At 36.5% G+C, this 11,720-nt stretch carries 10 protein-coding genes and 1 pseudogene; 4 read left to right on the top strand and 7 right to left on the bottom strand.

Translation table 11 applies throughout. The annotated features are described in order from the left end of the window. Positions 1-364: 364 nt before the first annotated feature. The 4 genes from SLH51_RS12925 to SLH51_RS12910 all read right to left on the bottom strand — a co-directional run bounded on the left by SLH51_RS12925 (position 365) and on the right by SLH51_RS12910 (position 4,371). Complete coding sequence (locus tag SLH51_RS12925; RefSeq protein ID WP_335961719.1) at positions 365-925, bottom strand: cyclophilin-like fold protein; 561 nt, start codon at positions 923-925, stop codon at positions 365-367. Between the two features lie 289 nt (positions 926-1,214). Continuing rightward, positions 1,215-1,742: a cyclophilin-like fold protein gene (locus SLH51_RS12920; protein WP_335961718.1), complete on the bottom strand. Its 528-nt coding sequence runs from the start codon at positions 1,740-1,742 to the stop codon at positions 1,215-1,217. A gap of 303 nt (positions 1,743-2,045) precedes the next feature. Then, positions 2,046-3,176, bottom strand: coding sequence for an alpha/beta hydrolase (locus tag SLH51_RS12915; RefSeq protein ID WP_335961717.1), 1,131 nt, complete (start codon positions 3,174-3,176; stop codon positions 2,046-2,048). 646 nt (positions 3,177-3,822) lie between these two features. Next, positions 3,823-4,371 (bottom strand): TetR/AcrR family transcriptional regulator, encoded by a 549-nt coding sequence (locus tag SLH51_RS12910; protein ID WP_335961716.1) that lies wholly within the window; start codon positions 4,369-4,371, stop codon positions 3,823-3,825. Positions 4,372-4,744: 373 nt separating this feature from the next. Here SLH51_RS12910 and SLH51_RS12905 point away from each other — a divergent pair, with 373 nt between their 5' ends. From SLH51_RS12905 to SLH51_RS12890, 4 genes are all read left to right on the top strand, one after another. Next, positions 4,745-5,014 (top strand): alpha/beta hydrolase, encoded by a 270-nt coding sequence (locus SLH51_RS12905; protein ID WP_335961715.1) that lies wholly within the window; start codon positions 4,745-4,747, stop codon positions 5,012-5,014. 23 nt (positions 5,015-5,037) lie between these two features. Next, positions 5,038-5,526 (top strand): alpha/beta hydrolase, encoded by a 489-nt coding sequence (locus tag SLH51_RS12900; RefSeq protein WP_335961713.1) that lies wholly within the window; start codon positions 5,038-5,040, stop codon positions 5,524-5,526. 206 nt (positions 5,527-5,732) lie between these two features. After that, positions 5,733-6,461, top strand: coding sequence for a RibD family protein (locus SLH51_RS12895; protein WP_335961712.1), 729 nt, complete (start codon positions 5,733-5,735; stop codon positions 6,459-6,461). A gap of 161 nt (positions 6,462-6,622) precedes the next feature. After that, a complete protein-coding gene (locus tag SLH51_RS12890; RefSeq protein ID WP_335961806.1) occupies positions 6,623-7,726 on the top strand; it encodes an MBL fold metallo-hydrolase in 1,104 nt (367 codons plus the stop codon). 678 nt (positions 7,727-8,404) lie between these two features. On the opposite strand, the gene SLH51_RS12885 is transcribed toward SLH51_RS12890, so the two are convergent. The 3 genes and pseudogenes from SLH51_RS12885 to SLH51_RS12875 form a co-directional block, all read right to left on the bottom strand. Next, positions 8,405-9,391 carry an aldo/keto reductase gene (locus tag SLH51_RS12885; RefSeq protein WP_335961711.1) on the bottom strand — a complete coding sequence of 329 codons (987 nt, stop codon included), beginning with the start codon at positions 9,389-9,391 and terminating at the stop codon, positions 8,405-8,407. 236 nt (positions 9,392-9,627) lie between these two features. Continuing rightward, positions 9,628-10,587 carry an alpha/beta hydrolase gene (locus SLH51_RS12880; protein WP_335961710.1) on the bottom strand — a complete coding sequence of 320 codons (960 nt, stop codon included), beginning with the start codon at positions 10,585-10,587 and terminating at the stop codon, positions 9,628-9,630. 512 nt (positions 10,588-11,099) lie between these two features. Beyond that, a pseudogene (locus tag SLH51_RS12875) lies at positions 11,100-11,630 on the bottom strand (aldo/keto reductase); the annotation flags it as partial. Between the last annotated feature and the right edge of the window lie 90 nt (positions 11,631-11,720).

Genomic DNA, 11,720 nt, shown 5'->3' with positions numbered 1-11,720 from the left:
GTATGTTGAACTTTCTGATATCAAATTTTCTGGTGGTCCCCAAACAAGAATAATTTCTTTCATAATTTAGGTTTTACTTTCCACAAAGCTAGTGGCTCGCTAACACTTGGCTCTGGGACAGAACCTATTTTTACTAGATCTTCTTCTGTAAGCCTTTGTGGAATTTAGTTTGAACTTTTACGGATTCAGCCTTGGAATACATTGAGATATCCAATCCATAGGAATATATAGTGCCTCAATCACGAATTGATCCGGTCCTTATGTTGAGTGAATCACACTTTTATGATAAGTGATATCCTCTCTTACATTAAATTTTATCCATAACCTTTCCATATTCAATCAATAAACACCTGTTTGCTTGTTTTCACTCTATAATTTCTATGGAAACGCTAAAGTCCTCATCTATATCATCAAGTAGTTCTACTCCAGACTCAATTTCCCCTAATTTAATAAGACCATCAGTAAATCCATAACGATCATCATAAAACATAGTCACGTTTCCCCAAGGAGAAAAATAAGCAAAATCTTCACGTTCAGGTGTATAGCCAGAAGGTGCCCCTTCCTTAGTTAATTCTTCCGGTGGATCACTAATTTTTTCAGTTTCTCCATAATCCCTGAATGTCAGTGTCAAAGGAAGTTGTTCTAAAAATTCCCTGCTTGTAGGATTATCATAAACATTTATAATGATTTCCCCACTGTCAAGAGTCACTACGATTCTTTCTTCTGAACTATCCGAATTATCACTATTCCCTGTAGAATCCTGAATGCCTTCATTAATTATTTCCTCAGATGTATCCTCTTGTTCGTTATCAGGAATACTTATCACCTCATCGTCATAACCATTACTTTCTCCACACGCAGCAAGAGTGAAGACAAACATCATGGTGAAAGCTAACATCAACAATTTTTTCATTTTAAGTTTCATTCCTCTCACTGTGCTCACGGCACAAATATTTAATGAAAGTGAAGCTATTCTCCATTCCTAATGTTGCTATAATACATTGGGATAAACAGATATACTACGGAGGTGAGTGGTGCAGTACCAAACTGCCCGCAGATTAAGATGTGTCGTTTGCTGTCTTCAAGAACAAAAATGTGTGCCTTCGAGCGTCAACTTTATGGAAACATTCCCCGTTTATGACATAGAAAACAGTCAATGTCTGCTCTACCGACTAGTTGGTCGCCAATAATATATAGAATCTTTTTATTATGATTTATTCAATATTTTTAGCCAAATCAAAAACGACATTTATATCACCGTCTCCGACAACTTGAGCAAAGCGTGCTGCCTCCTCAATATATCCAATACGAGTGTAGCTATAACTACTTGAGAAGGTGTCATAAAATAGTACCAGACCATTATCTCCATACAACATGATATCTCCTGCATTAATCTCCCCTGGTCTCTCGGAATTTGTTGGGAGTGTATCTGGGAAACTATAAAATTTTTCATTACTATTAACATCTCTCATGTTTATGTCTAAAGGTAGTTTTTCAATAAAGGCTTGAGTGGTTTGGTTTTCATAAAGCTTTGCAGAAAATACCTGTTCTCCTATTGTGATGTTTAAATCTATTATCATTGATGAGTCTGACATATCACTATCCCTCTTTTCTTCAGTTTGCTCACTGGTTGGCAATTCCTCTTGATTAATTTCTTTACTTTCATTTGTTTCACTATTAGCACAGGCAATCAAACCAAAACTAAAAATAAACATACTAAGAATAGAAAAGAATTTTTTCATACTATGTCATCCTTTATACATGTTTTTTTAATAGTATTTATTTCTACAATAGATTTACATCATAAAAAGTTCTTTGAATTACCTCAAATATCTAAATAGAAGGAGCAGGACGAAAGCCACCGCCTGTACCAATAGCTAATAATTCATTACCTAAGCTATCAACAAATAGCTGCATTGTTATTTATTTGCTTGTCAACAAAAATATGTGGGTCTCGAAAAAATATACGAGATCCACACATCGTTTTTACTCAATTAACATTAGATCTAAGACTGTCTATTCTCATCACAAATCTAATTTTTTCTTTAGAGATTTTCTTGAAAGTAAGACTCCAGTTTGTCAAATGGAATTAACTCCATGTTGTCATATAAATCCACATGTCCTGCACCTGGTACAATGAAAAGTTCTTTCTCTTCGCCAGCTAGCTCATATGCGTCTTCACTGTGGTATCTGGAGTGGGCATTCTCACCTGCAATGAACAGCAATGGACGCGGACTAATCATCTCAATCTGCTCAAACGGGAAGAAGTTCATTAGTGCCCCTCTGCTGGTAAGGCTCATAGGTATAGAACGAGGATGTTCTCCTCTAGGTGTACCGTAGTATTCACCAAACTCTTGACCTGCTGCTAGCTGTGAAGGTTTTAGTTCGACAGCAGAGCCTACTAAGTCTTGTATTGGTTCTCCTCCTTCAGCCTCAATCCAACGCTGTTCAGCAGCTTCTTCAAGAGCTGCCCTCCATTCTTCCTCAGTCATCACCTCATCCGCTACCGGTGCTAACCCCAATCCTTCACGATTAGCGCGTCCCATGTCGTACATACTCACTGTCGCAACGGCTTTTAATCGAGGGTCAACTTGTGCAGCATTGATTGTAAAACCGCCACTACCACAAATGCCGATCACGCCAATACGGTCTCGATCCACCAATTCATGCGTTCCTAAAAAGTCTACTGCAGCACTGAAATCTTCAACAAATGCTTCTGGAGAGGCGATATTACGTGGTTCCCCACCGCTTTCTCCATTGTAGGAAGCATCAAAGGCAATGGTCACAAAGCCCCGTTCTGCCATCTCCTGGGCATATAAACCGGACGTCTGTTCCTTCACACCACCGAACGGATGTCCGACAATGATTGCAGGTAATTCAGCTGAGGAATCAATATCATTAGGGATATACATATCCGCAACCAATTCAATTCCAAATCTGTTATCGAATGATACTTTTTCGAGAGTCACCTCTTCGCTCTGAGGAAAAGTCTTGTCCCATTCCGCGGTGTCTACTGTATCCGCTTGAACTGTGCTTTCTTCATTTCCTTGAGTGTCCTCATCAACTGTACTTTCTTCATTTCCTTGAGTGGGTGCACAAGCACTAGCAAAAAACAAGACTAAGCCTATTAATACAAGTGTAAAAAAACTTTGCTTTCGTAATATATTTTTTTTCATTTTTAACTCCTTAAAATTGAATTTTTTCCATTATTCATTTACTACTTATTCTATCCTTTTAGAATAATGGTCTGAAAAAGATTAGAGACTGTGTTACGTTGACGAATTAAGAAGACAGTCTTAGAAGTACCTATGTCAAACACAACTGTGCAGTGACAGCCATTAACCTTAATGATAAATTTCATTCCCCCTTCTTTTTATTTTAGGGTATATTCACTTGCATAATGGAAATTGATTTTACTAAAAACATGACTGATGAATTAATCAATATCCGTTTATTAGTATAGATGGACGTAGACGAAGCTCTCAATGGTTAAATCAAAGCAATTTGTTGGTTAATCAACAATATATTAAATAATGTCGATAAATTTTAGGGAGGAATCTAATAAACAAAATACGGAAAGCAGAAAGAATAATACCCTAAATAGGTATTGTAAAGAGATTTCATACCATTATTGGTCCCTGAATTTAGTACTGAGGAGTTTAAGAACGATGTAGACAAAAACACCTTCGAATTAGCACTTCTTGTACCAATTCGAAGATGTATTAATATCTCAATAATTTAGGTTAATCTCATACTAAAAAAAATTTTTTCCAATATTACAATGAGTTGTTATGTTTTATTTGACGACACTTTTAAGCAGTATTATAGAATCCTATCCATTAGAATCCCTAATTCTTTCGCTATAGACTTAGGTGAGGAAGGCATCCCATCCTTTACCCATGATTCCAAAACCCCTATGTAAGCATTCGCAGCGAATTTAACAATTATATCTTCACTTAACCCTTCATTTATTCCAGTTGTTTTGTGAAATTCATCCTTAAATCCCTCGATCACATATTCTAGAAACTTAGCACGAAAAGAAGGAATTGCTTCTTTGCTCGATAACATTGTCGAAAAAAATAAATAATGAGCCTCAAAGTATTCGACAAAGATCTGAATAGCATCTACCCATTCCTCTTGACATGCCCATTCACTTGTTTCCTTTAGCTCGTTAATATGCTCGTCTATCATCTTATCTAGTAAATCGTATTTATCTAAATAATGGAGATATACAGTACTTCGGTTTACATTTGCCCTGTCTGAAATATCCTGAATAGTAATATGGTCAAAATTCTTTTCACTCATAAGTTCAAGAAGTGCTTTTTTTATTGCCTGCTGAGTTTTTACTACTCTCCTATCCACTTTCGGCATTGTTTCATCACCAAACTTTCTAAAGATTATCGACAAATTTGATTACATTGTTGGATAAACCACATTTCACTTTCATTTAACGATTGAAAGTATCCTACATCTTTTTATAATTATAGACAGATGTTGTTTTAACAATCAATGATGATTTTGTTTATTGGGCAAAGTCAATGCCAGCAATATAGTTGCAAATGATTGTTATCAAAACCCCAAAAAAGATGTAGAAAATTCTAACATCATAATAACATTAAAAGGAGATAAAAGAATGGAAAAAAAAATCAATCAACACTCAATCTATGACCGATGCTGTTTCTCATAAAGGAACCTCCGAAAAGGATAAAACCTTTCCTAAGAGCGACAAAGTAAATGTAGAAAAGTGTCATACAATAACAGGTTTGGTATTAACGTTGCCGCAGACTTGTATTTACCGAAAGATATGGATGAATCAACGAAATACCCGGCTCTTGTCATTGGTACCCCGTATGGCGGTGTAAAAGAGCAAGGTGCAGGAATCTATGCGCAAACCATGGCAGAACGAGGTTTTGTTGCAATTGCATTCGACGAGTCCTATAACGGTGAAAGCAGCGGTGAACCAAGACAATTTCATCACCTGATATTTTCGCTGAAGATTTCAGCGCGGGTGTAGACTATCTGGGAACACGACCTTACGTGGATAGAAATAAAATCGGTGCGATTGGCATCTGCGGTAGTGGCGGATTTGCCCTCTCCGCAGCAAAAGTTGACCATCGCATCAAGGCCATTGCCACTGCAAGTATGTACGATATGAGCCGCGTAAAGCGAAATGGTTGGGAAGACAGTATGACCGACGAACAACGTAATGAATACTTCGTTCAACTTGGCGAGCAACGTTGGAAGGACTTTGAAAATGGCTCTCCTCAGTTGACACCAACATTCCCTGCTGAAATTCCAGAGGGGCTGGATCCTATCACAAGTGAGTTTTTTGAATATTATGTAGCTCCTCGTGGACACCATCCAAATTCAATAGGTGGACTTACGATGACAAGCGATCTGTCTTTTATGAAATTCCCTTTGCTTACTGATCTTGAATCCATTTCGCCAAGACCAATCTTGTTCATCATGGGTGAAAATGCACATTCGCGCTATTTTACCGAGGATGCTTACAAGACAGCTGCCTAACCAAAGGAATTGCATGTTGTCAAGGATGCAAAACATATCGACTTATACGACAGGACTGACCTTATTCCCTTCGAGAAGCTCGAGAGTTTCTTTCGAACAAACCTAAGTTAATCCTAACTTGGAAATACTAATAGTAGTAAAAGTTAATTATCTGCCTCAATTAAATATGTTTGGGGCAGAATTTTATGTTTAAAGGGGTGTCAAATTTGGATAGACCATATATTATTTGTCACATGGCAACTTCATTGGATGGGAAAGTAGCTGGAGATTACTTGAAAGTGGAAAGACAAGCAGACTTTGCAGCTATATATGAAAAAATTCATGACAGTTACGAATCGAAAGCATGGATGTGTGGTAGGGTTACAATGGAGGAACACTTTACCTTTGGCCATAAACTAGATTTAAAAGACGAAGACATACCACCTATCCCTAAAACCGATTTTGTTGCAAACAAAAATGCTGAAAGTTTTGCGGTAGCAGTAGATCCCTCAGGAAAATTAGGCTGGACAGAAAATTCCATTAAATCATGGAATGAGCATCGAACGGACGATCACATCGTAGAGGTGCTTACAGAGCAAGTTTCCGATGCTTTCTTAAACCACCTGAGAAAAGTTGGTATATCTTACATTTTCGGTGGAAAAGAACGATTAAATTTTACTGTCGTAGTACAAAAGCTAAAATCTCAATTTTCAATTGATAAATTAATGCTAGAAGGTGGAGGCTTTATAAACGGCTCGCTTTTAAATGAAGGATTAATTGATGAATTGAGCCTGTTGCTAGTTCCCATTGCAGATGGTGCGTCTGACTCAGTGACACTATTTGAAACGAGTCCTTTTCTAAACAAACCGAAACCAGTAAATTTCTCCTTAACAGCAATCGAAAAATTGGACGATAGCGGGTTATGGATTAGGTATGTAACACAAAAAAACAGTTAAAGTAAAAAAGCCGATTTCTCTTTCCTAACAGGGATAATCGGCTATCTCTATAACTTACAAATGAACAAAAGTTGACTATTACAAAGTGCATTATGGTTGAAGGAATAAATTCCCCCAAAATTTAATGTAATATACCTACAGGAGGAGCAATGAAAAAAGTGATGTTGTACGTATTCATTGTTATTATTATAATTTTAGTTGCCATTATCTTATTTATAAATATGCACCCTGCGTTCGGAGGAAATCCAAGTAGAGAACAGCAAGAGGTTTATGAAAGGTTTGATAATTATCAAAATGGAAACTTTGTAAATCAAGTACCCACAGATATGAGTAATGGCATCTTTGGAACGTTATCGATGATGAGAGATTCTCTTTTTTCCGGTGATACTGAACGTTTTCCAACTGGTGACATACCTGTTTCTGAGATAGATTGGGACAAAATTAAAAGTGAGGAAGATAGTTTAACTTGGTTTGGTCATTCTACGTTTCTATTAAGCATTGATAATAAAAAGATCTTTGTAGATCCAATGCTAGGACACAGGGCTTCACCCGTTTCATTTGCAGGAGGAAGTCAACGCTATAGTGAAGATCTTTTAAGCATAGTTGAGGAATTGCCCCCTATCGATGCTGTTTTTATTACACATGATCATTATGATCACTTAGATTATGCATCGATTCTTCAGCTAAAGGACATGGTTTCTCATTTTTACGTACCACTCGGTGTAAGTGCTCACCTCATTCGGTGGGAAGTAGAAGAAGAAAACATTACTGAACTAAATTGGTGGGATGAAACGGAGTTCGAAGGTTTAACTGTGGCTTTGACCCCAGCCAAACATTATTCTGGAAGAGGACCTTTTAACCGCAATTCTACCCTCTGGGGCGGTTGGGTCATTCTTGGAGAAAATACAAGGCTTTATGCAAGCGGAGATAGTGGATATGATGAACATTTTAAAGAAATTGGAGAAAGATATGGCCCTTTTGATTTGACTCTTCTAGATGGCGGTCAATACGATGATCGCTGGGATTGGGTTCATATGACACCAGAAGAAGCTGTTCAAGCTCATGTAGATGTAAATGGTGAGAATATGATGTTAGTGCATTGGGGTGCGTTTACTCTTGCTTTTCATGATTGGTCAGAACCTATCGAACGAGCATTACTTGAGGCAGAAAGATTGGAAGTTAATTTACTTGCTCCACAAATAGGGAAAACTATCCTATTACATGAAGGCTTACCTCTTTCCCCTTCACAATGGTGGGATTATTAAATTGGTTACAAAACGACTTAGCGTAGAGTAATGACCCTTCAAGGGTACATTATGGTAGGGGTACAGTAATATGAACTGTACCCTTTTTCACTAACAACTTTTTTACTTTATGATTTTTCACAAGGTCGCTAAAAAGGAAAACCTTTGCTGCGCAGTGCGAGTCAAATACGAAAAAAAGGACGATTACTTAATAAAACCTAATCATCTCGGAATTTTATCCTCACGATCTATTTGTACTATTTCTAACCCACCCTTTACTTCTCACTGTTCACATTAGTCACTCTATCAGATTTTTTAATTTCAATAATTATTTAGCCTAGCTTAGATTTTTCTGCACTTTCTTCCACTATTTTAATATTGCAAGCATTAATGGAGGTAACGTTAGATATAAATAAATCATTCTTATCATATTAATCACCTTCGACAACATCCGTTGAGTAAGGAATTATTGAGTTAAACAGGTGAAACTTGATTGGATCCGAATTAATTTAAATAATTTCACAAGCGAATTAGATCTTTCATCGTTGACTTGTCAATACCCCTAACTTCTTGAATACTTATTGGTAGTACCTCATAATTTGGTTTGGTTACTTCACTTTCATTGGTTTCACTAATAGCACAATCGGTTAGACCGAAGCTAAAGATCACATTAAAATTATATCTTTTTAAGTTTAATTTTTAAGGTAATTTAATACCGCGAGAAGCTGTATAAAGAGAATACCATTCCTCACGAGTCATTAGCTCCGCTTGTTTAATCCCATCTTGGCACTTTTTTATTCTTTCTGGATTGGCAGTTCCAATAACAGGTTGGATCATTGCTGGATGACGCATTAACCAACCAAGGACAATTGCCTCTGTTGAAGTCTCTTTTTCTTTTGCTAGTTTTTCTACTAATTCTTTCGTTGCTATATCAGAATCTGAAGGTTTTTCTATGATTTGACCTGAATATATTCCTTTTGCTAATGGTGACCATGCTTGAATTTGTACATCCGATGATTGACAATCCTCAATTATTCCATCTCCAAAATTAACGCTTGAACCAGATTCGTGATTCACTAAAACTCCTTGTTCTAGCCAGTCAATTCGTTTTAAGCTCATATGTAACTGGTTAACAATCATAGGTTCTGAACAATATGAATTTAAAAGTCGGATTTGAGCAACACTCATGTTAGAAACCCCAAAGTGACGTACTTTTCCAGTTTTCTTCAATGCCTCAAATGCCTCAGCAACATCTTCCGGTTCCATCAGTGGGTCTGGACGATGTAAAAGTAGAATATCTAAATATTCCGTATTTAATCTACTTAATATTCCATCTACTGAATTAAGAATATAATCCTTTGAAAAATCATAGCAATATGGATTTGTTTCATTGCCAAACCGAATACCACATTTTGATTGAAGTGTCATTTTTTCTCTTAGTTCTGGGCGAGCACCCAGAATTTCCCCAAATACTTTTTCTGCTTTTCCCAAACTATAAATGTCAGCATGATCAAACATTGTAATACCGACCTCTAATGAAGTGTCGATTGCTTTTTCTGCTGATAAAATGTCTTCTTTTGTATAGGAGTTTTTTTCCCATTCTCCACCAAATCTCATGCAACCTAATGCAAGACGACTTGAGGTAATCCCTTTTTTCTCTAATGGCATTACTTTTACTTTTTTCATATAAAAATCCCCTTTTTAATGGTGTAAAGAAAAATGTAAAATATGATACAAATTAATGTTTCCTCAACTGGCCTACCTACCAGTTTTGGCAAACATCTTTCGAACTTCTACTAGGGTCTAATATCTTCAGTTGAGCTCAGAGTTAGTTCAGTTTCCTAGGAACAACATGTTTCATGCGATGTATCTATGTATGAACACCCCCTCGGTTTAGCATTATCAATAAAGTTTATGATGCATTACATATTTTCTGTGAAAAATGATTTTACCTTATCAAACGGAATCAGATCCGTTCTATCATAAAGGTCGACATGACCAGAATTAGGAACCACATACAGCTCTTTAGGCTCAGCAGCCATTTGGTATGCATCTTCACTAAAGTATCTTGAATGTGCATGTTCGCCCATGATAAACAGAACCGGTCTTGGAGATATTGATTTAATATAATTCATCAACGGGAAATTCATAAAGGACATAGCACTTGTTTTTGTGAATGCGCCTACTGAATTCGTGTGAAACCCACGCTTCGTTGCATAATACCCGAAAAATTCACTTGAAATAGGATCTAACTCCTCAGGTACTTTATCAACAGGTTCGCTAGGAAAAGTTGGCGTTAATTCCGGCTCCTTACTTTCAAAATCTTTCCAACGTTGTTCAGCAAGTTGGTTAAGAGTTTGATTGCGCTGTCCGTCAGTCATGCTATCTTCCCAACCGTTTCGCATTACTCTACTCATATCATACATACTTACCGTTGCAACTGCTTTTATTCGTTTATCAACTTGGGCAGCTGTAAGAGCGAAACCACCACTACCACAAATACCAATAACTCCAATTTTATTTCGCTCTACAAATGGACGAGTCCCTATAAAGTCCACTGCTGCACTGAAATCCTCAACAAAAATATCTGGAGACGAAATCCTTCTTGGCTCACCACTACTTTCTCCGTTGTAAGACTCATCAAAAGCAAGAGTTACAAAGCCACGCTCTGCCATTTCTTGTGCATAAATTCCTGCCCCTTGTTCCTTAACTCCTCCATAAGGTGTACCAACAATAATAGCAGGATACTTGTGAGACTTATTAATTTCTTTAGGCAAATACAAGTCTGCTGAGACTGTAATTCCATATCTGTTATTAAATGAAACCTTTTCAACGGTTACCTTTTTACTGATAGTAAATGTTTTTTGATTATTTTTTATCATTTTAATTCCTCCATTGAATCTTATTTGGGGTAAATATCCTAGTTCAAAACATGGTACCGCATTTGTTTTAATGCATTTATTACAACCCTCAGTCCAGCAAATCTAGTTCACGTCGCTAATTTCAGCTATGCAAAAAGGGTTATTGGTTCTTCTGCAACTCTTACATTAGCAATCACCGTTCATTTAATTACAATTTTTAAGAGCTTGGCTTGTAAGTAAATAAATCAATCTGATTTAATTTTTTTATTCACTTATCTACTCACTTTATCTCTTGTGACAAAATATTAATACCTCTAGTCAACTCGAAGTCAAGTAATAATTTAAATTACAATATTGCCATACAACAACACATCCGAATTAGCACTTTTTGTACTAAACCGAAGGTGTTTTTATAGTGTCTAAATTATTTGGGTGGGGATTTCTAGGGGTTGAAAAAAATCAATCCTCTTCACTGCATCTGACTGTTTCTTATTATGGTATCTCAAAAAGTTAATTACTTAGATTATTCCTCATTACCATAAAGCAAGTGGCTGTTTTCTGCTAGGTTCTGGATAAACTGAGTCTATTTGCTCCAAATCTTGTCGCGTTAATTGAATCTCAACTGCTCTTACATTATCTATCACATGAGTTGTATTACTAGATTGTGGAATAGCAATTGTTTGTCCATTTCGAATACTCCAAGCTAATAAAATTTGAAAAATATCTGTTTGATGTTTTTCAGCAATTTCCATCAAAACTTTTTGTTTCGTTAAATTGGTACCAAAGCTATCCCCCCGAGCAATTGGAGAATAGGCGATTAATGGCATTTCAAGTTTGTTCATCGCAGGTACTAAATCGAATTCAATCCCCCGGTCTCCCAAATTATAACGTACTTGATTTGCTTCACACTTTATTCCATCAGGTAATTTTATTATTTTTTCTAAGTCATCAACATCTATATTAGATACACCCCAAGACTTTATTTTCCCCTGACTTTTCACTTTCTCCAAAGCTTCAATCGTTTCTTCAATAGGAATATTCCCTTTCCAATGAAGTAAATATAAATCTAAATAATCCCACTAGTGTTGCATAAATGTTGTTTGAATTTTCAGTTTAGTTATCTATCTTGTTTAGAGCCAAAAAGGTAAATACCC

The organism is Halalkalibacter kiskunsagensis, from assembly GCF_037027555.1.
Lineage (GTDB): Bacteria > Bacillota > Bacilli > Bacillales > Bacillaceae_D > Halalkalibacter > Halalkalibacter kiskunsagensis.
Note: the sequence above shows the minus strand (reverse complement) of the source record. Positions and strands in the feature narration are given on the sequence as shown.